Here is a 19,184-nt window from a genome sequence, read left to right as displayed (position 1 = left end):
TTATAGCCCTTCGCAGTTGTCAAATCAACGTATGGAGGGCCCATAGTGGCAGCCGAAAGCGGAGCGAACCTCATCCCCATCGTGGCCGCGATCATCGGGATCGGCGTCGTCGCGCAGGTCCTCGCGGACCGTTTTCAGGTGCCGAGCGTCGTGTTCCTCATCGCCGCGGGGATCATCCTCGGCCCGGAAATGCTGGGGATCGTCGGGCCGGACTCCTTCGGCAACGCCTTAGGTGCCATCGTCGGGCTCTCGGTGGCGATCATCGTTTTCGAGGGGGCGTTTCACCTGCACATCGACAAACTCCGCGAGGCGCCGAAGGAGACGGTAAAACTCGTCACGATCGGCGCCGCCATCGCGTTCGTCGGCACTAGCGTCGCGGTGCACTTCCTGCTCGGCGCGCAGTGGGACGTCGCCTTTCTCATCGGCGCGCTTCTGGTTGCGACCGGGCCGACGGTCGTCACGCCGATCCTCGCGGTCGTCCCGACCCGAGATCGAGTGGAGGCGGCACTGGAGACCGAGGGGATCGTCAACGACGTGACGGCGGCGATCCTCGCTATTGTCATCTTCGAGGCGATCCGCGTCGGCCTGGACGATCCGGTTGCGCTGGTGCCGCTTTTCGCGGAACGGCTCGGCATCGGCGTCGTCGTGGGTGGCGTCGTCGCCGCGATCCTGTTTTACGCGCTCCGGTACATCGATCTCTCGCCGGGGAACGCCCCGCGGAACGCCCGGTTGCTCGTGCTCGCAGGCGCGCTCGTCGCCTACGGTGCCGCCGACACCATCGCGACCGAGGCGGGGATCGCCGCCGTGGCGACCGCGGGCATCCTCCTGGGAAATCTGGACGTTCCCTACGAGGAGGATATCTCCGCGTTCAAGGGCGATATCACCCTCATCGTCCTGTCGTTCGTCTTCATCGCCCTCGCGGCGCTTCTGCGGTTCGACATCCTCCGGACGATCGGCCTCCGGGGGCTCCTCGTCGCCGGCGTCGTCGCACTCGTGCTCCGCCCGATCCTGGTGTTCGTGTCGGCGACGGGAGATCGCTTCACGACCGGCGAGAAGTGGTTTATGAGCCTCGTCGGGCCACGGGGGATCATCCCCGCGTCCGTCGCGACCCTGTTCGCCATCGAACTCCGGAGCGCGGGGCAGCCGGGGTCGGCAGATCTGCTCGTCGGGACGGTCTTTCTCGTCATCCTCGTGACGGTCGTGCTGGAAGGTGGCTTCGCTCGACAGATCGCAGAATACCTCGACATCATCCCAATGCGCATACTCATCATCGGAGGCGGACGAGTGGGCCGAACGCTCGCCGAACGCCTCGAAGGCCGCGGAGAGAACGTCGTTATCGTCGAAAAACGAGAAGAAAACGTCGAAAACGCACGAAACGCCGGGTTCACCGTCCACCAGGGGGACGGCACCGACACAGACGTGTTGCGCTCGGCCGGCGCCGAGAACGCCCGGATCGTGGTCGGCGCGACCGGCGACGACGACGTGAACCTGCTGGTCTCACAGCTGGCCCGGTCGAAGTTCGACCCGGAGACGATCCTCTCGCGGGTGAACCAGCCGGACAACACCGAGGCGTTCGAGGAACTCGGCGTCCGGGCGATCTCGGCGTCGCTGGCGACGGCACAGGCGATGGACAACTACATCGAGCGCCCGTCGATGATGGACTGGATGGGCGAGATCGGCCACTCCGGCGACATCCAGGAGATCGAGGTCACCGCCGAGAAGCTGATCGGCAAGACGATCGACGAGATCGGCGACCGGCTCCCGGACGACTGCCTGATCGCGCTCGTCCAGCGGAACGGCGAAACGCAGGTGCCCGATTCGGATCTGACACTGGAGCGGGGCGACCGGATCACGATCATCGGCGGCCGCGAGGAGGTCCGGGAAGCGATCGAGTTCGTCCACCCCGATATGTGATACCGGGTACGCTCGTCTCCTCTCGCAGCGCGCCGTTACCGGGGGGTGCGCTCGGCGGGAAACAGTGAGAGTACTCAGTGAGGGCCGGTGGGACGCGAGTTTTTACCGCAGGAACTCGATCGCCTCGCCCTGTCCGAATCCGACACAGAGCGTCGCGAGGCCGCGGTCTATGTCCCGCTTTTGCATCTCGTGAATCAGTGTCACGGGTAACCGCGCCCCCGACGCGCCGAGCGGGTGGCCGATCGCGATCGCGCCGCCGTTGACGTTGTAGCGATCGGGATCGACGCCGAGCTCCCGCCGCGCGTAGACACACTGGCTGGCGAACGCCTCGTTGAGTTCGACCAGCCCGTAATCGTCGATACTCGTCCCCGCGCGTTCGAGCAGACGCCGCGTCGCCGGAACCGGGCCGATGCCCATCACGGTCGGATCGACTCCGGCGACGGCGTTGGTGCCGACCTCCGCGAGGATGTCGAGGCCGCGGTCCTCGGCGAACGCTTTCGAGGTCACGAGCGTCGCGGCTGCGCCGTCCGTGACCTGCGAGGAGTTGCCGGCGGTGACGGTCCCATCGCCCGTAAAGGCCGGATCGAGGCCAGCGAGTGCTTCGAGGGTGGTGTCGGGGCGGATACCCTCGTCCTCGGTAATCGGCCCCGCGTCGGTCTCGACGGGGACGATCTCGTCGTCGAAGCGGCCCGACTCGGTCGCGGCGGCGGCCCGCTGGTGGGACTGGAGTGCGTACTCGTCTTGGGCCTCCCGCGAGACGTCGTACTCCTCGGCCACCTTCTCGGCCGTCATCCCCATCTGTAGCTGGAAGACGTTGTACTGCTCCGAGAGGTCCGGGTGGAGGTGCTGGTAGGAGTCGCCGTCCATCGGGACCCGGCTCATACTCTCGACGCCGCCGGCGATGATGCACTCGCGGTTCCCCGCGGCGACGGCGTCGGCGGCGGAGACGATCGCCTGCATCGACGAGGCACACCAGCGGTTGATCGTCGTCGCCGGGACGCTCTCGCCCAACTCCGACAGGAGGGCGATCACGCGAGCGACGTTGTTGTCCTGCTGCCCGCGCTGCTGGGCGACGCCCCACTGGAGGTCCTCGACGTCGTCGCTCCCGACGCCGGTCTCCGAGAGGATGTGATCGACGAGTGTGACCGAGAGATCTTCACTTCTGACGTCCGCAAAGACCCCGCCGGCCTTCCCGAACGGCGTGCGGTAGGCGGCGGCGATGACTGGTGTCGGCATATCGGGCGATGGAACGCGCGGCCGTATAAATGGAGAGGCAACGGAGCGATCCCGCCGGGTCGATCCTGTGCGCCAAGCGGTAACACGACGGTTCCCGCAATCGTGCTAGACAGAGAGTTCCCGCTCGAAAGGTGTGACGCGGAACCGCTCGTCGCCGCGAGTTGCGGAGACCGACTCCGTGACCCGCTCGCCGGGGTCGATCGTCACCGCGATCCCCTCGGGCAGGTACACCCAGTCGGACGCTGTCGGCCTGGTCTCGTAGAACTGCAGGCCCCCGCGGAACGTCCCCGGCGCGTCGCCGACGTTTTCGACTGTCACCTCGATCGTCGGATCCGCTCCGCCCTGCGCAGAGATCGTTGCATCGACCAACTCGAAGTCGGGAAGCGGCGGGGTATCGTCGACGGCCTCGAAGCGAACGTCCTCGGTCTCTCCCCACAGCGATAGCGTGAGAGTCGAATCCGGGATCTCCGTGGGAGGCAGTTCCTGGATGGCAACGAGAACCGCGCTTTCACCGGCGGCGATTGTGTTGTCGCCGAAGGGAACCCCGCCGTCGAGGACGAGCGTCTCAAGCGAGTCCCGCATCGCCTCTGCCGTGACGGTGGCGCCGGGATCAGCACGGATTCCCGCGTCGGTAAACGCGTTGTCCGCGATCACCTGCCCGAAGCCGAGCGAGCGGTCGCTCTTGTTCGCCACGCGGAATCGGTGGAGGGCGAGTACGTGACCGTCGCTCGCGGACAGCAGTCCCGTCGCGTCCTTCGGCAGGAGGCCGACGCCGCCCTCCTCGGTCCGGTAGTGGAGTGCGCGCTCGAATCGGGATTCCAGCGCCGTGATCTCGAATCCGCCGACGTCCGAGGCCACGGTATCGCCGGCCGCCAGCCGTCTCGGATTCACCTCAAAGGAGGGATCGAACGCGGGATGTTCGCGGGCGTCGGCGGTGATCGTCCAGGTCGTGCCAGCGTTGACTCGCAGTCCGACCTCGACCCGTTCCCACTCCCCGACGGCGATATCGGGGAGTTCGACGGCGACGGGATCGGGTTCCGAGACCGAGTCGTGAAGCGAATCCGCCGAGTCGCTCTGAACCGACGCGGCCACCGTGGTCGTCTGCCCCGTTATTGTCGCGCCGCCGACGTTGCCGACTGCGAGTTCCACGGTGAACGTATCGAGGAATGTGAGCGGTTCCGCGTCGGGGATCGCGGCCGCCAGGAGCATCGGCGCAGGTTGCGCCGACTCGTCGACGCTGAATTCCGGCACGTCGTCCGCGGAGAGTCCGCTGGCATCTTCACCGTCGTGAGAGGGCTCACTCGATGCGTTCCCGTCGCCAGCGCTCCCGTTCCCGCCAGCGCCGGAAAGGCAGCCTGAAACCAGGCCGATTCCGGCAGCGATTCCCGCGAGATACGATCGGCGGGTCCGGCTGTCACGAGCCGAGCGACTGCCGGCGTCGTTCCCGGGGCGGTGTCCGGTCATTGCGTCTCACCACCGTTCGCGTAGTTCGGATCGTAACACTCCTCGCCAAGCCGGGACCGTGCGGCACGTACGAGATCGAGGAAGTACTCCCGGTAGGCTGCGAGCGTGTCCGGACAGAGCGCCGACTGCTCGAACAGCCGCCAGACCTGGCCGACGTCGTGCCGCGCCCACCACAGGAGGTGGTTGACGAGCGCCAGCCGTGCATCCCGCGGGCGGCCGTACGCCTCCCGGACGGCCGTCGACTGCCACCCCTCCTCGAACAGCAGACTGAACTTCCGGCCGTTCGCCGCGCCCGTCGCTTTTCGGAGCAGTTCCGCGTCGTCGAGGACTGAGGTCCCCACCTCGGGAGTTGTCTCGGACATCACACCACAACCGACGGGTGGCAACCACCTAATACCTATCAAATTACTTATATGTATGCGGATGCGGATTCGTGGTCGAGTACACTGAATCGATCAGTTACAGGATCGTAATCGCACTCCGGCAGAGACGCCCCGGAACGACCAAAGTCCATCACCCCCCGGGACGCTCAATCGATCTGTCCGGACAGTTCGGGGGACAGCGCCGCGACCGGACCACCCAGCAGGATTAAGTCGGGGTGTGCGTGAATGTTACCCGGAAGATGACAACAAAAGATGGCTTGTCGGAGACGCTCCCGTCGGTCAAATATCCGGTTCGACGGGCACGGATCCTGCTGTCGGGACTCGGGTTTCTGTTTGTACTGTACTTCTTCGGGAGCCTCCTGTTTTTGCTCCCCGCGTTCTTCCTCGTGAGTGCGTACGGATCGCTCGGATGGCTCCTGACGCTCCTCCTCGTCTCGGCCGTGATCCTGTTCGTCGCGTATCGGGGCTACCGACGGATGCTCGCGCAGATTCTGGCCGACGCCGAACGAGTGACCCCCGAGGACAGCCCGGAATTCGGCGACTTGCTCGATTTCGTCGAGGAGGAGTCCGAGCGGCGCGGGATGGAACCGCCCGCTCTCTACGTCCATCCGGCACCGATCGCTAACGCGCTGGCGGTCGGCCGGCGAACGAAGGGGCACGTGGTCGTCTACGACGGGTTGCTGACGACCCTCCAGAACCCGGCAGAGCTGAACGCCGTCGTCGCCCACGAACTCGCGCATCTCGACAACCGGGATTCGACGGCGATGACACTGCTCTCGGCGATCAAGCTGACCGTGGTCCGCTTTTGGACGTGGTTCGGGTTCGCCCTCAAGTCGTGGATGTACGAACGGCGAGGCGTCGTCCTGACGCCGACAGAGGAACAGGCGCTGTGGGCGAAGGCGCACAGACGGTCGAACCTCGTCTGCAGTCCGATCGGCCTCGCGGAGAACTCGATTTCGCGACACCGGGAATACATCGCCGACGCGGAGGCGGCCGAGGCAACCTCCCCGGGGGCGATGATCGGCGCGCTCGAATCGATCGCTGACGGCGACCACGATCCCGGAGACCTGGACGTGCCGCAGTCGCTGTGTATCCACGGCGAGAGCGATGGAGTGCTCGCCCGGTTACGTTCGGACCATCCGCCGATCGAAAAGCGGATCCGCTACGTCGAGAAGACGCACGGCGATATCGACAAGTAGCCCCACTGCACCGACGTCGACGAGTGCCGCAGCCGCACGAAGTACAGCGGTGACGGCTGTCAGCAGAGCGGAGAGTGGCACCCGGCGACGCGATCGTCCTCGGTGCTGGCACGGGAGCGACGGCCCCCCGGATGGAATCCTGAAGATCGCCCCGTGGTCCCCCAAAAATTATGAGATCCGGAGAGAAGGTCCACATATGACAACGAGTATGAATTTTGCGCTCGATCGCCTGCAGCAGCGAAATACCGGCCTCACCGCGAAGTGGCGTGAGCGCAACGCGCGAACCACTCTCTCGACGGCGGACGCGCCGACAGGAGGCGACGAGGTCGAGCAGACGTCGACCATCGTGCCGGACGAAGGTCAATTCAACTAACCAACTATGAGTACGGAACCGAAGAAGGGAGCGGTCATCGGCACCTATCGGCTCGAGGAGTTCGTCGACAAAGGCGGGTTCGGTCGCGTGTGGCGGGCCGAGGATCAGACGACAGGCGAGGAGGTCGCGCTGAAGATTCCCCGCCACGACCAGGTCAGTGAGGCGATCCTCGACAAGTACGTCAACCGCGAGTTGCAGGCGCTCAAGGAGATCAGGCAGGTCGGCGGCCACCCGAATCTGATGAACTTCAAGGACAGCGTCGCCAACAACGGGGACGTGATCCTCGTCGTGGACTTCGTCGGCGGTGACGAACTCGGCGAAATCGTCGAAGATCGATCGGGGTTCGGCGCCGACGAAGCGCGCGACATCGGGATCGACATCTGCGATGCGATGTCGTTCCTCCACCAGCACGAGATCGTCTACCGCGACCTGAAGCCCGACAACGTCCTGCTGGATGGTCAGCGCACGCCGACGATCATCGACTTCACGACGGCAAAACAGATCGACGTCTCCGGTCTCTCACGGGCAGGTGACGGTGTTGACGCTGACGATACCGAATCAGAATTCTTGGGTGACGCAGCGTTCAAACCTCCGGAAGTGCTTCCGAGCGGGATCGACAGCGACCAGGGACCCTGGAGCGACGTTTACTCTCTCGGAAAGACGCTGTTCTATATGATGACGACGGCGAAGTTAGAGAGCAACGGTCTCAGGCCGAGCAATTTCGGCGCCTCCTGTCCCCAGTATCTCGACGAAATCGTCGCGCGGGCGACCGCGAGCGATCCGACAGAACGGTACAGCAGCGCGACCGCGCTGAAGAACGCGCTGGGACGGAAAGACCCCACGCCGCCGCAGACGGCGACGCTGTACCACGTCGGGGCCGACCACGCTTACGACATCGAAGACGGCGACACGATCGGCCGCGACGACCCGCCGAAGACCAGCATCTCGATCACGGATCCGAACGATGACACGTTCGTCTCCCGCGTCCACTGCCGGATCACCCGGAACGCCACTGGCTCGTGGGTGCTCGAAGACGAGAGCACGAACGGCACCTACTATTACGAGGACGGTGACTGGGTGGAGATCCTCTCGCCGAACGGCAGACAGACGTACCGAAGCAAGGGGCGGGACGTCGAGGCGACGACTGACACGAAGCGGCTCGAACCCGGCGACACCTTCGCTTTAGTCGATCCGAGCTACGACAAGCAGACGTGGTTCATCTTCCAGGGTGAGAACTGACGGACTACACCCGGACGGTGTGATTCCGCCGCGTTCGAGTCACGGACTGATAATGATGCGACAGTCGGTGACTCTCCCCTACTCCGCCCCGTCGAACCCGGGAACCTCGAACAGCGAGTCGGTGATCGCTCCCGTTCTTTCGTTACTCGCCCGATTCGGCAGGAGATCCAGGACCTGCGCCTCCGAGAGGAGATAGACGCTGGGCTTTGGCCCGCGGCACATCCGCTCGTGGGTGAGATAGAAGACGCGCTCGCCGACCTGCGGGTCGGCGGCCCAGACCGACGAGATCTCTTTGGGCGGACGGATCCGACCGCCGGGTTCGTCGACGTCGTCGATGTCGTATATCTTGTAGATCCCGATGTTGGTGTAGGCGTCCTTTTCAAGCGACGACTCCGAGAGCACGATATATCGGTTTTCGTCCTCGATGCTCCAGCAGATCGACGGCCCTTTGGTCAGGTGGTTGACGGCGACGGTCTCCCGGACCTGTTCGGGGAGTCGGATCATCCGCTCTCTGTTGACCGTCTCCTGGATCAGAAACTCCCAGCCGCGGAACTCGTCCATACTGTCGGCTCACACGGTACACTGCTGTAAAGCTTCACACCAACGGAGCCCGTTTCCCTCACGTCATCGATTCCGACTCCGGAATATGCGAGTGCCTATACCGCGGGCAGCGCAACCGACGGACGAACCCCTCGACGGGAGCAACACACGATGGGACGAACCTTATCGGAAGTCAAACGATACGGCCCGAACTGGGACGAGACGCGGAAGCAGATCCTCCGGCGCGACGACTACACGTGCCAGCGGTGCGGGCACCAGAGCGGCCCACACGCCGGCGACGAGGGGCGCGTGCTGCAGGTCCACCACATCGAAAAGGTCTCCGACGGTGGCTCGAACGACGAGTCGAACCTGGTGACCCTCTGTCGGCCCTGTCACGGCGTCCAGCATCCCGACAACGACACGTTCGACGCGATCCGCGGGTACGCCCGGATCTATCCGCCGGCCACGGCGGACGGCTCCGTCGCGTACGTCAACTCGAAGAACGAACGGGAACCGCTCGACTCCTATCTCGACCGGACAGAATCGGACTACTGCGAACGGTGTGGCGACCCGAAGTCCGACGGCGAACGCTTCTACGTCTACCCCAACATCGATTTCGCCGACCGCGGGTCCTACGAGAACCCCGCCGAGAAGTTCGGCGTGCTGTGTGCCCCCTGTACGGGACTCGTGTACGCGGCGGACGACGACGATGGCGTTGAGAAACGGTTGATCTCGACGGACGGCCGCATCATCGGAACGAGCGTCGAACGGCTGGTCGCACAGCGCGACCGCGCGCTCCTCTCCGGGACGAAGAAGACGCGGAAGTTCGGCACGACCCGCGAGGCGGCAAACCGGAAGGAGTGGTGGCTGTTCGAGAGCCCCTATCGACATATTCACGGTCTCTGGCGGCGGCTCGGAACGGCCGTCATCGCCGCTTTCCTGTTCGTTCTGGCCGGGCCGCTCCTCGACGGTCTGATTTCCGCAGTCGCTGCCAGCACCTCGCTGGGACCGTCGGCGGCGTGGTTCTACGTGTTCGCGGGCGGCCTCATCGCTGCACTGAGCCTCGCGTACGTGCTCCGGTGGTCGGTGGCCGCGCTCTCGGACCGGCTGTGGCACCGGATCGACGGGACGATCCGCCCACATCACTACCGAAAGCCGAAACTGTTCACGCTCCGGCGACGGCTCGGGGCCGTGGGTGGCTATCTGTTCGTTCCCTATCTGGTCGTCGGGGCGCTGCACGCGGTCGTGCTTCTGCTCTGAGTCGGTGAGGAGGGGTGCACACGGTGGTGCTCTCCCTCGGAACCTGCGGTGTGACGATGGCACGGTTGGGTCTCCCGCCCCCGCAACGCGTTTCGACGCGCTTATGCGAGTAGGTCGGCAACCTCTTTGGGATGAGTAATCGGGCTCTCGAAGTCGTCGAGTTCCTCCTCACGGCCCATCTCTACACGGAAGACCGTGATCTGGACGAGAACGACCTCCCGCCGCGGTACCGCCGGGTCTTCTGGACTGACCCGTCCGACGGCGACGACGAGGAATCGGGCGTCGTCGATATCGAGCGGCCGCTCGTCGTCACCGACGACGTCGCGCGGAAGGCGACCGGCGTCGAACACCCCTGGGATGCCGTCTCGGACCTGCTTTTCACCCAGCGCGAGGAGTTCTCCGGCCGCCTCTCTATCACACAGGCCGATATGGCCATCGAGTGGTATCTCGACCGCGCCGACCGCGAGCGGCTGGCGACGAACCCCACGATCGCAGCGACCGTGGAGGACCGCGAATCGGTCGACGTGACCCACGAGGAGGCGCGGGATCACACCCGCCCGATCCAGGCCGACCGCGTCTGGATCGACAGCCTGCTGGAGGAGTATTTCGACGCCGAGGAGGACGCCGAGATGCTCGATCTCGTGCAGGTGCGCGCGCCCGAGGAGATCGAGATGACACTCGAAGATCTCGTGTTGACCTCGGATCAGGAAGGCGAGATCCAGAAGCTGATGAAGGCGATCGAACACCGCGAGTACCTCGCGGGGATCGGCCTCCGCGAGATCGGGAAGATCCTCTTCGTGGGCCCGCCGGGGACGGGGAAAACAACAGTCTCCCGCGCGCTCGCCCACGAACTCGGACTCCCGTTCGTCGAGGTGAAGCTCTCGATGATCACGAGCCAGTACCTCGGGGAGACCGCCAAGAACGTCGAGAAGACCTTCGAGGTCGCAAAGCGGCTCTCGCCGTGTATCCTCTTCATCGACGAGTTCGACTCCGTCGCGAAGACGCGGCGCTCCGACGAGCACGCGGCGCTGAAGCGTGCGGTCAACACACTGTTGAAGAGCATCGACGACATCTCCCTGATCCGCGACGAGGTGATCCTCATCGGCGCGACCAACCACCCCGATCAGCTCGATTCGGCGGCGTGGCGTCGCTTCGACGAGATCGTGAACTTCCCGAAGCCCGACCGCGATATGCGCGCTGACATCCTCCGGATCATCACGCGGCGGATGGACATCGCCGAGTTCGATCCCGGAGCGGTGGCCGAACTGACCGAAGGACTCACCGGCTCCGACCTCCGGATGGTCCTCCGGGAGGCCGTCCTGGAGGCGCTGACCGAAGAGCGGACGACCCTGACCCAGGAGGACATCGTCGACGCCGTCGAAGACTTCGAGGAGCGGGACAACCTCAAGAATATGGATATGATGTCCGACGGCGAACAGTTGGTCGCCGACGGTGACAGCCACTCCCACGACCACGCGCACGATCACTGATCGGAGCGGAGACAGCCACGCTCACGACCACTGACTGGGCGGAGACAGCCACGCTCACGACCACTGACTGGGCGGAGACGCCCAACGGTACACGCCGCGAACGGCGAGCACGTCGGCGTGACACGACAGTATATTCCGACGGCGTTCCCAACGACCGATGATGCAGGTCACCCTGCTCGGGACGGGCGATACGACCGGGACGCCGACCGTCGGCTGCGACTGCGACACCTGCGTCGAGGCACGTCGCCGCGGCGTCGAGCGCACCCGGTTTTCGGTCCACGTCGAGAACGAGCGAACCGGCGAGTCGCTGCTCGTGGACTTCAGCCCCGACTTCCGCCACCAGTTTCTCACGCAGTCGGTGCCGTTGCCGGACGCGGGGATCGTCTCGCACATCCACTTCGATCACCTCGACGGCCTCGGCAACGCCTACCGGCTGTTCGACGACCTGCCCGTCTACGCCGCAAACGAGACCGACCCGGCGACTTCCGAGAGCGTCGCCGGGACGATCGAGCGGAAGTACGACTACCTCGACCAGGTGTCGGTCCACCCGCAGACGCCCTTCGAGCCCTTCGAGGTCTGCGGGCTGGAGGTGACGCTCGTCCCCGTCGATCACCCGCCGCTGCTCTGCTATGGGCTCGCGATCGAGGATCCGAAGACGGGCGCAAAGCTGTCGCTGTCGGGCGATACTTCCTACGGACTCCCCGACCGATCGCGGGAGGAACTGGCGGACCCGGACCTGCTTCTCGCCGACGGGATCGTCCCGGCCGCGCTGTGTGAACACCATCCGCTCGGCGGCAAACACCACGACGACGACGGCGTCCCGCGGACCTTCGGGACGAAGCATATGACGCGAGAGGGCGCACTCGCGCTCGCTGCCGACCTCTCGGCGTCGGAGACGCGGATCGTCCACACGGCCCACTTCTACCCCGCCGAGGAGGCGTTCGCGGAACCGCTCGCCGTCGACGGCGAGCGCTACACGATCTAAGGATTCGGGTCCGCCGAAAAGTCGATCGTCATACTGGTTACTCTCGTCTCTTCCCGCCGAGCGCTGCCCCCGGTAGCGGCGCTCGGCGGTGAAAAGTGAGAGGAACCAGTATCAGTGGTTCACTCGGCCGGCCGGAGTTTGGGGACGTCCGGGCCGGCAGCCTCAACCGAGGATGTACTTCGCGATGCGCTTTTTCCCGAGTTCGGTCTTCTCTATGATCGCGTCCAGGCCGAGCACGCGGCCTGCCCCGAGGACGCCCAGCGTCACGAACATCATCAGACCCAGGAGGTCACCGTTGACGAAGCCGTGCGCCCACGAGGCGTTCCCGAGGTAGAAGAACACCATCAGGAACGCCCCGAAGAAGCTCGCCAACCGGACCAGGGCACCGACGATGAGCCCCAGGCCGATGAGCGTCTCGCCGATCGGGATCATGAAGTTGGTGAACTCCAGCATCCACGGCGTCTGGCCGGCCCAGACGAGAAAGCCCTGGATAGGACTGGACGCGCCCGCGTTGACGAGGTAGCCCTGCGCGCTGAACGGTTCGCCCGAGACGAAAGCGAACTTGGTCAGCCCCGCGTGAAGGAACCAGTACCCGGTGATCACACGGAGGACGGCGACCCAGTAGCCTGCGAGCGTCCCCTGCAGGTCGAAGTCGAGCGGGTTATCGAACACCGCTTGCGTTGATGTTGCCATCGTCGGTCACCTCACAGATGAATCTCTGGAGCTCACCCCCGTATAATATCGAGCCGATTCTCAGGAGTTTGGAAAAGCGTACTCGAACCTGAGTCGCGTTATGTAAACCGGTCTAACCCAGACTGTCGCCGTCGCACGCCGGAGGGATCCCGCCGCCAGGTGCTCCGCTCGTCGCGGAGCGTTCCGGTCGAAACGTCCGGTGGTTCGGCGGGATCGAAGGCGTCGCAGTCGTCGCCGCACGTTCGCGCCGGGTCGACGACGCGATCGAACTGCGCACAGTACGGGCGGCCGTCGTCGGTCGCTTCGGCGTGTGCACACGCCGGGAAGTCGTACGTCCGCCACCCTTTGCCGTAGGCGCGCTCGGCGATCCGTCGCCGGGCGCGTGCCTTCCCGGCCGCAGTGACGGGGCGAACGTCGGTCCGGAGGGGCCGCTCGGCAACGAGTTCGATCCCCGGTTCGTCGGGCGACAGCGACGCCGGCGGCCTGATTTCCTCCCGTGTCCCCGTTTCGGGGTCGAACTGCCAGACGCCGACCGCCGCAGGGATGCGATTGAGGTGCGCGCGCGTGACGTGACTCTCCGTCGCCAGCACGACGGCATCGAACAGGCCCAGAGAGACGTCGGTCCGGAGCTGACGGTCCAGCGCACCCGGGTCGCCGAGATCAGGTTTGTTCTCGATGCCGATCAGCCGGCCGAACCACTCGTCGGGGTACCGCGTCGTCTGGCGGACGTACTCTCGACCCTCGCGCCGCTCCGTGGCGAAAAAGCCCGCGTCGACGGCGGCGTCGACGACGGCATCACGTGTTTCTGAGGCCATCTCGGTGAGCACCCGGTTCCGGGGAACCGCCTCGCCGGCGCCGACGTCGCTCTCGATCGCGCGGATCGGGACAGATCGGTCGGTGATCTCCGCTCGACGGTCGAATGCGGGCCCGGGAATCACGCCGACGACGTCGACGATCCGTCGCCCCGCGCGGTCGACGGTCGCGCCGAGTTGTCGGCTCACGACCCACTCGGTCGTCGCTTCGAGGTGGGAACAGAGCGCGAGTTCGAAGGCGAACTCCCGGGGCGCGTCGATGTCGACCACGTCCGGACATAGACGTCGGCAGACAAAAGCGACTCGTCGGGGCTTACGGCGCCGACTATCCTCGGGCAGGCACGGCCGGAAGGATCAGAAGTGGCCCGGGTCCTCGGTGCCGTACTGGAGTTCGCCGCCGCGGCCGCCCTCGACGGTGCTACTCCCGTGGTCGCCGGAACTCGGCACCTTCACGCGGACCTCGGTGACTTCCTCGAAGTCCATAATCAGGTCCGACTTGATGTTGTCGGCGGTGATATTCGAGATGCCGCAGCCGGCGCAGGCGCCGCCGAGTTCGACGACGACCTCCCCGGTGTCGGGGTCGGCCTTCCGGACGACGCTCTCGCCGCCGTGCATCTGAATGATCGGCATCTGGCCGGCCATCCACGTCTCGATGCGCCGCCGGAGTGGTTCCTCGGAGTCGCTCATTGTATCCAGTACGAGGCCGACGCTTTGGAAGCTTGCGGTTGCACTCGCGGCGTTCCGGCGTCGAGAAAAGTGTGTCACGGTTATACAGGGAAGTTGACGCGGGAAGTGAGGATCTCGATTCGGAGAACCACGAGAGCGACCGATCGACGCGCCGCCCGTCCGCTACTCTCGGCTTCGACGCAGCAGCCGCCACGCCGCCAGCGAAAAGCCGGCGACGGCAGCGGTCGCGCCGAACCCGGGCGCGCCGATGTCGACCCCCGGATCGTCGGTCGCGGCCTCTGTGGCGTCGGCTGTCGCTCCCGCGTCGTCTGACGTCGTCTCCTCACTGGCAGTCGTCGAGACCTCGGTGGCCGGCGTCGCCGTCCGCTCGGGGAGTATTCCCGGCGGATCCGCCTGCTGGCCCGCGTGATCGGGGAACGTGTACAGCCGCGCCGGGCCGTCGCCGACGCCCATACTGCTGGCGACGAAGAACCCCTCGCGTTCCCCGGGGCGGGCCAGCCGTGCAGTCCAAAAGCGGGCCACGTCGGGATCGCGCCACCACGACAGTTCCCGCGGGGCCGATGGCTCGGAGATGTCGTGCCGCTTGACCCCGCCCTGATACCACGAGGAGTAGAGCACGCTATCGGTGAGCTCGAAGTTGTGCGCGGTGGTCCAGACGCCGCCGTACGTCGGATCCGGCGACGGCGGCGCGGGAATCGTCGCCAGCGGGACCGGATCAGCGGGGTCGGCGACATCCCAGAGATCGATCCCGGAGGGGCCGCCGACGTACTCGGATGACGCGGTCGCGGTCGCGGTGGCCGCAGTCCTCGGGGCTGGCGTCGGTGTGGTGTCGGTTGCGCCACCCACGTCGCCCTCCTTCGGGGTCGCGGTGCTCGTCGCGTCCGACGCCGCCGGCCGCAGCGCCCACGTTTCGCGGCCGACCCCGAGAAGCGTTCCTGACGGGTCGGTCGCGACGTAGTGGTGGTTCCGGGGCGGGAGTGTAGCCTCCCGGCGGGCCGCCTCCGCGGCGAGTTCCGCGAGCGACGAGGGATCGGGGGCGTCGACGGTTCCCAGCACGGTCGGCGATGCGGGGTCGGAGACGTCGAGGATCCAGGTGCCGGCGTCCCACAGGGCCACGAACGCGGTCGATCCGTGGACGTAGACGTCGTGGATGCTGCGGAGCCGACTCGCCACCTCGTCCCAGGTCTCGTCGGCGTCGATCACGGACCACCGGCCCAGTTCCGCGCCGCTCTCGATATCGCGGACGACGAGCGGATTGCGACCGCCGTCGTTGCCGGTGAGGTAGGCGACCCCGTCGCGGACGAAGCAGTTGTGGATCGGAAACGGCGTCTCGTGGAACGCTTGCTCCGTGGGGGATTCGGGATCGGAAACGTCGACGACGAGGAAGCCCGAGATCGCCCCCGACAGCGGGTTTGCCGGGCCGGCGACGACGAGCGTCGTCGGGTCCGTCGCGTCGAGTTTGACGTCGAAGATGCCACGGAGCGGGCCGCCGTCGCGGTCCGCCAGCGGTTCACGGACGTCCGCGAGCAGCCGTGGGCGGTCCGGCACCGAGACGTCGACGGCGGCGTAGCCGGTCGTCGTCGCGAGATAGGCGGTCTCGCCGTCCGGTGCGACGACCGCCTCCTTGGCGCCCTCGACGTCGATCGAGCCATACGGTTCGTACGGGCCCGGGTGTGCGGCGGTCGGAGCGGAAACGAGCGACCCGCCGAGGCCGACGGCGACGGCGCTGCCGAGGAGGCCGGCGCCGGTACGGAAGAACTCGCGACGTCGCATCTCGTTGGGGCGGTGCATTGGGCTAAATCGTCCCGTCACAGCCGCGAGTGATCCCCCGTCCCGCCGGTCATCGCGCTCGCGAGGGCACCCTTGACGACCACCTCGTCCCCGAGGGTCGTGAGTTGGATCTGGGGGACGTTCGACATCACCATCTCGTCCATCCGCTCGCGGATCGGATCGAGTGTGCGCTCGGGGTTGTTGAGCGCGACGGCGCCGCCGACGTAGATGATGAGGGGCGCGTACGCGTGGACGATGTTCGCGACGCCCATCGCGTTCCAGTGGCCGAGTTGGTCGACGACGTGGGTGGCGAACGCGTCCTCGCCGTCCTGCTCGAAGACGTCGACGGCCGAGAAGTCCGGATCGTCGATCGGCAGCGTCGTGTCCGTGCCGTCCTCCCCGTGGAGGTAGGCGGCGTACCGCGGGATGTTGTTGCCCGAGCAGTACGCCTCCCAGTGGCCGTCGTGGCCACAGCCACAGGTGAGGTGTCCCTGCGGATCGACCGTCATGTGCCCGACCTCGCCCGCGTTGCCGTCCCACCCCGCAAGGACGTTGCCGTCCACACAGACCCCCGCGCCGATCCCCGAGGAGATGGTGAGATACACCATATCGTCTGGGTTCTGCTCGGAGTAGAACCGCTCGCCGATCACGCCGGCGTTCGTGTCGTTGTGCAGATACACCTGGTCGGTGTCCAGGAGGACCGACAGGGGGCCAGTGAGCGGGATCCGGTCGATAGTGTCGGGGAGGTTCGCCGGATTCTCGACGGCCCCCTCCGCGAGGTCGAGCGGACCGATCGCACCGATCCCTGCCGCGGTCGCCCCCTCGGGGTCCACGCCGGCGTCGTCGCACGCCTCGCGGACGACCCGGAGGACCGCCTCGGTGACGGTGATGCCCGTCGGACCGTGCGGGGTGTCGTCGTCGCTTTCGCCGATGACCGTGCCGTCGTCGTCGGCGACGACCGCTCGGACGTTCGTCGCCCCGAGGTCGACGCCAACGTAGTGCGCCATTGTGTCGTTACGGGTGATCCCCGCACTTAATTAAGCGGGTTCGTGCCGATCCGAGGCGTCCAGCGAGAGAGACTGCTGGGGTGATCAGTAATCGGGTGCGTCGTCCTCGACTTCGCGCTTCATCGAGTCGCGGCGGGACTTCGCGTCTCGACCGGTGGCCTCGAGCAGGAAGTCGTTCTTCGCATCGACGGCGTCGCCCGCCGCCGAGAGTTCGTCGGGGCCGAGTTCCGAGGGATCGGTCTCCTCGAACTCGACGCCGAGGCGGTCCTTCTTGCCACTGTAGGACACCGCGCCGGCGACGATCCGCTCGAACACCGGGTTGTCGGGTTCCTCGACGACGAAAAGGTCGCTTCCCTTGTACTCTGTCGTCCCCGTGATGGGTCCGAAATACTCCTCGACTGTCGCTTCCATATCCGGAATCCGCTCATCGAGCGTCTCCCCGCGACGCATCTTGTACTCCTTCATAGCCCGTCGTTCGACAGGTGGCCGTTTACCTGTTTCGTCACCGAACGGGCGATCCGGGCGGGGCTTTTTGAACCCCCTGGGGACCGTCGCGTTAGAATCGCTGGAGGGACCCGTCCGGGGGTCGTCGCGATCGAATCGCTGGAGGGATCCGTCCGGGGGTCATCGCGATCGAACCGCTGGAGGGACCCGTCCGGGGTGTCGGCCGAGCGACCGACCTCACCGCTCGCGTTCGGCGATGTAGCCCTGCTTGCACTCGGGGCAGATGTCGCCCGCCCGAAGGGAGGACGCGCCTGCCATCCGGGCGTGCCCGCAGTTCGGGCAGTAGAACTCGATCCGGTCGTCCGGGACGTCCGATTCGAGCGTTCCCGACTCCGTCGTTCGGATGAAGCCGTCGCTTTTGGCCCCGTCGCGCTCCGCGCGCCTGATACCGGGGTCTTCCTCGACGGCGACGCCCTCGACGGTCTCGGGCGCGTCGGCTTCGGATCCCGCGTGCCCGTTGACTTCGGGAGTTAGGCCGTTGCCACCGAGTTCGATGTCGCCGTCGCCACCGGGATGCGCGTCGAACCCCTCGTCGTCGCCCTCGACCGCGGGCCAGCCGTCACCACCCGAGGCACCGGCACCGCCCGATGCTTCTGCCGCCCTCCCACCGGCGTTGCCGTCTCCGCCCGGCAGATCGTCGCGTTCAGGCCACGCGCCGGGGTCGCGCTCGCCGTCGACACGCTCGTCGCCGCCGTCGTCCGCAGCGTCGCCGTCGATGATCTCCGCGTCGTTCGTCACCTCTTCGTCCGCCACCTCGCGGGACTCGTCTGTCCCCGCCGGACCGTCGACGGCGTCTGTGTCCGTCTCTTCCGGCCACTGTGCCTCGTCGCGTTCGGCCGCGCCCGCATCGAGGATGACGGCGTCGTCGGCGTCCGGGTCCGATTCGACGTCGTCCCACTCGTCGCTGCCGGTCTCCCAGCCGTCGTCGCTGTCGGGCTGACTCTCCGCGGTGTCATCCGACACGTCGCGCGCCGCATCGCTGTCGAGGCTTTCTGTGGTGACGTCTGGCGGCTCCGCCGTCCCGGAGTCGACGTCTCGAATCTCTTTGTCGTCGACGTGGTCGATGACCTCGCCCCTTTCGTCGTCCCGTGCGGACTCCTCGCCGACGTCGGCCGCGTGCTGCTCCGCCGTCGATTCGGGCGGCTGTTGGGCCGTCGGGATGTCGGCCGATTCGGCGGGGCTCTCACTGAGGTCCGTCGGTTCGACCGCCGAATCGGCTGGTGGGGACCGTTCGGTCCCGGCCGGCTCTGGCGGCGCGTCCCCGCCGGTGGGGGCGTTCTGACCGTCCGGAGGCGCCGGACTCGCATCGGGACCGGACGCCCCCGCGTCCAGTCCGACTTCCGACGGCGAGCGGATGGCAGTCACCTCCCGGTTCTTGCTGACGGTCTCTTCGGCGCCACAGCGGTCACACACCTGCACCTCACGGACCGTGACCACCACCTCGTCCCCGTTTTCCTCCCGGCTCCGTTCGACCTCGGGTTCCCCGTACGCGTGCCCGAGAAGACGGCACTTGAGTCCCATTACCCGTCTTTCCGGCACAAAGCGCCAAAAGTGTACCTCCTGCGTCTGACGGGCGGCAGACGATTGAGACTGTCGGACACGGCTGTTTCGAGGCGGTGACGAAATCC

18 protein-coding genes are annotated in these 19,184 nt (G+C 66.3%); 7 read left to right on the top strand and 11 right to left on the bottom strand.

Going from position 1 to position 19,184, the window contains the following annotated elements:
- The first annotated feature begins 45 nt into the window (after positions 1-45).
- Positions 46-1,914, top strand: a complete 1,869-nt coding sequence (locus tag RJT37_RS04985; RefSeq protein WP_313688305.1) for a cation:proton antiporter domain-containing protein — start codon at positions 46-48, stop codon at positions 1,912-1,914.
- 102 nt (positions 1,915-2,016) lie between these two features.
- Here the strand turns inward: RJT37_RS04985 and RJT37_RS04980 are convergent, their stop codons facing one another.
- From RJT37_RS04980 to RJT37_RS04970, 3 genes are all read right to left on the bottom strand, one after another.
- The gene (locus RJT37_RS04980) at positions 2,017-3,150 is read right to left on the bottom strand and encodes a thiolase family protein (RefSeq protein WP_313688303.1); all 1,134 of its coding nucleotides are present in this window, start codon (positions 3,148-3,150) and stop codon (positions 2,017-2,019) included.
- A 105-nt stretch (positions 3,151-3,255) separates the two neighbouring features.
- Positions 3,256-4,614: a hypothetical protein gene (locus tag RJT37_RS04975; protein ID WP_313688301.1), complete on the bottom strand. Its 1,359-nt coding sequence runs from the start codon at positions 4,612-4,614 to the stop codon at positions 3,256-3,258.
- Positions 4,611-4,976: a hypothetical protein gene (locus tag RJT37_RS04970; RefSeq protein WP_313688299.1), complete on the bottom strand. Its 366-nt coding sequence runs from the start codon at positions 4,974-4,976 to the stop codon at positions 4,611-4,613. The genes RJT37_RS04975 and RJT37_RS04970 overlap by 4 nt, the downstream gene beginning before the upstream one ends.
- Before the next feature lie 260 nt (positions 4,977-5,236).
- Between RJT37_RS04970 and RJT37_RS04965 the strand changes: the two genes are divergently transcribed.
- From RJT37_RS04965 to RJT37_RS04955, 3 genes are all read left to right on the top strand, one after another.
- Positions 5,237-6,196: a M48 family metallopeptidase gene (locus RJT37_RS04965; RefSeq protein ID WP_313688297.1), complete on the top strand. Its 960-nt coding sequence runs from the start codon at positions 5,237-5,239 to the stop codon at positions 6,194-6,196.
- A gap of 196 nt (positions 6,197-6,392) precedes the next feature.
- Positions 6,393-6,569, top strand: a complete 177-nt coding sequence (locus RJT37_RS04960; protein WP_313688295.1) for a hypothetical protein — start codon at positions 6,393-6,395, stop codon at positions 6,567-6,569.
- 6 nt (positions 6,570-6,575) lie between these two features.
- On the top strand, positions 6,576-7,808 hold the full coding sequence (locus tag RJT37_RS04955; RefSeq protein WP_313688293.1) for an FHA domain-containing serine/threonine-protein kinase: 1,233 nt from the start codon (positions 6,576-6,578) through the stop codon (positions 7,806-7,808).
- Between the two features lie 78 nt (positions 7,809-7,886).
- On the opposite strand, the gene RJT37_RS04950 is transcribed toward RJT37_RS04955, so the two are convergent.
- Complete coding sequence (locus RJT37_RS04950) at positions 7,887-8,369, bottom strand: hypothetical protein (protein WP_313688291.1); 483 nt, start codon at positions 8,367-8,369, stop codon at positions 7,887-7,889.
- A gap of 150 nt (positions 8,370-8,519) precedes the next feature.
- Here RJT37_RS04950 and RJT37_RS04945 point away from each other — a divergent pair, with 150 nt between their 5' ends.
- The 3 genes from RJT37_RS04945 (at position 8,520) to RJT37_RS04935 (ending at position 12,083) form a co-directional block, all read left to right on the top strand.
- Positions 8,520-9,608 (top strand): HNH endonuclease, encoded by a 1,089-nt coding sequence (locus RJT37_RS04945; protein ID WP_313688289.1) that lies wholly within the window; start codon positions 8,520-8,522, stop codon positions 9,606-9,608.
- 131 nt (positions 9,609-9,739) lie between these two features.
- The gene (locus RJT37_RS04940; protein ID WP_313688287.1) at positions 9,740-11,098 is read left to right on the top strand and encodes an ATP-binding protein; all 1,359 of its coding nucleotides are present in this window, start codon (positions 9,740-9,742) and stop codon (positions 11,096-11,098) included.
- A gap of 160 nt (positions 11,099-11,258) precedes the next feature.
- A complete protein-coding gene (locus RJT37_RS04935; RefSeq protein ID WP_313688286.1) occupies positions 11,259-12,083 on the top strand; it encodes an MBL fold metallo-hydrolase in 825 nt (274 codons plus the stop codon).
- A gap of 162 nt (positions 12,084-12,245) precedes the next feature.
- Here RJT37_RS04935 and RJT37_RS04930 read toward each other — a convergent pair whose 3' ends face one another.
- The 7 genes from RJT37_RS04930 to RJT37_RS04900 all read right to left on the bottom strand — a co-directional run bounded on the left by RJT37_RS04930 (position 12,246) and on the right by RJT37_RS04900 (position 19,077).
- Entirely contained in the window at positions 12,246-12,776 is a 531-nt protein-coding gene (locus RJT37_RS04930; RefSeq protein ID WP_313688284.1) for a DoxX family protein, read from the bottom strand.
- Positions 12,777-12,874: 98 nt separating this feature from the next.
- Positions 12,875-13,849, bottom strand: a complete 975-nt coding sequence (locus RJT37_RS04925; protein WP_313689861.1) for a DUF5787 family protein — start codon at positions 13,847-13,849, stop codon at positions 12,875-12,877.
- A 93-nt stretch (positions 13,850-13,942) separates the two neighbouring features.
- Positions 13,943-14,275: a NifU family protein gene (locus RJT37_RS04920; protein WP_311170542.1), complete on the bottom strand. Its 333-nt coding sequence runs from the start codon at positions 14,273-14,275 to the stop codon at positions 13,943-13,945.
- A 162-nt stretch (positions 14,276-14,437) separates the two neighbouring features.
- Positions 14,438-16,048 (bottom strand): LVIVD repeat-containing protein, encoded by a 1,611-nt coding sequence (locus RJT37_RS04915; RefSeq protein ID WP_313689859.1) that lies wholly within the window; start codon positions 16,046-16,048, stop codon positions 14,438-14,440.
- Between the two features lie 35 nt (positions 16,049-16,083).
- The gene (locus RJT37_RS04910; RefSeq protein ID WP_313688283.1) at positions 16,084-17,052 is read right to left on the bottom strand and encodes an ROK family protein; all 969 of its coding nucleotides are present in this window, start codon (positions 17,050-17,052) and stop codon (positions 16,084-16,086) included.
- 84 nt (positions 17,053-17,136) lie between these two features.
- Positions 17,137-17,517, bottom strand: a complete 381-nt coding sequence (locus RJT37_RS04905) for a DUF5611 family protein (RefSeq protein ID WP_313688281.1) — start codon at positions 17,515-17,517, stop codon at positions 17,137-17,139.
- A gap of 216 nt (positions 17,518-17,733) precedes the next feature.
- Positions 17,734-19,077, bottom strand: a complete 1,344-nt coding sequence (locus RJT37_RS04900) for a DUF7093 family protein (RefSeq protein ID WP_313688280.1) — start codon at positions 19,075-19,077, stop codon at positions 17,734-17,736.
- Positions 19,078-19,184: the final 107 nt, after the last annotated feature.

The organism is Halobellus marinus, assembly GCF_032113415.1.
Lineage (GTDB): Archaea > Halobacteriota > Halobacteria > Halobacteriales > Haloferacaceae > Haloquadratum > Haloquadratum marinus.
This window is presented reverse-complemented; position numbering and strand designations above follow the sequence as displayed.

Coding starts and splice junctions, on each gene's coding strand:
- RJT37_RS04930 (WP_313688284.1), bottom strand. CDS start 12,776: ATGGCAACATCAACGCAAGCGGTGTTCGATAACCCGCTCGACTTCGAC.
- RJT37_RS04945 (WP_313688289.1), top strand. CDS start 8,520: ATGGGACGAACCTTATCGGAAGTCAAACGATACGGCCCGAACTGGGAC.
- RJT37_RS04900 (WP_313688280.1), bottom strand. CDS start 19,077: ATGGGACTCAAGTGCCGTCTTCTCGGGCACGCGTACGGGGAACCCGAG.
- RJT37_RS04965 (WP_313688297.1), top strand. CDS start 5,237: ATGACAACAAAAGATGGCTTGTCGGAGACGCTCCCGTCGGTCAAATAT.
- RJT37_RS04960 (WP_313688295.1), top strand. CDS start 6,393: ATGACAACGAGTATGAATTTTGCGCTCGATCGCCTGCAGCAGCGAAAT.
- RJT37_RS04910 (WP_313688283.1), bottom strand. CDS start 17,052: ATGGCGCACTACGTTGGCGTCGACCTCGGGGCGACGAACGTCCGAGCG.
- RJT37_RS04940 (WP_313688287.1), top strand. CDS start 9,740: ATGAGTAATCGGGCTCTCGAAGTCGTCGAGTTCCTCCTCACGGCCCAT.
- RJT37_RS04975 (WP_313688301.1), bottom strand. CDS start 4,614: ATGACCGGACACCGCCCCGGGAACGACGCCGGCAGTCGCTCGGCTCGT.
- RJT37_RS04950 (WP_313688291.1), bottom strand. CDS start 8,369: ATGGACGAGTTCCGCGGCTGGGAGTTTCTGATCCAGGAGACGGTCAAC.
- RJT37_RS04980 (WP_313688303.1), bottom strand. CDS start 3,150: ATGCCGACACCAGTCATCGCCGCCGCCTACCGCACGCCGTTCGGGAAG.
- RJT37_RS04920 (WP_311170542.1), bottom strand. CDS start 14,275: ATGAGCGACTCCGAGGAACCACTCCGGCGGCGCATCGAGACGTGGATG.
- RJT37_RS04935 (WP_313688286.1), top strand. CDS start 11,259: ATGCAGGTCACCCTGCTCGGGACGGGCGATACGACCGGGACGCCGACC.
- RJT37_RS04905 (WP_313688281.1), bottom strand. CDS start 17,517: ATGAAGGAGTACAAGATGCGTCGCGGGGAGACGCTCGATGAGCGGATT.
- RJT37_RS04970 (WP_313688299.1), bottom strand. CDS start 4,976: ATGTCCGAGACAACTCCCGAGGTGGGGACCTCAGTCCTCGACGACGCG.
- RJT37_RS04955 (WP_313688293.1), top strand. CDS start 6,576: ATGAGTACGGAACCGAAGAAGGGAGCGGTCATCGGCACCTATCGGCTC.
- RJT37_RS04915 (WP_313689859.1), bottom strand. CDS start 16,048: ATGCGACGTCGCGAGTTCTTCCGTACCGGCGCCGGCCTCCTCGGCAGC.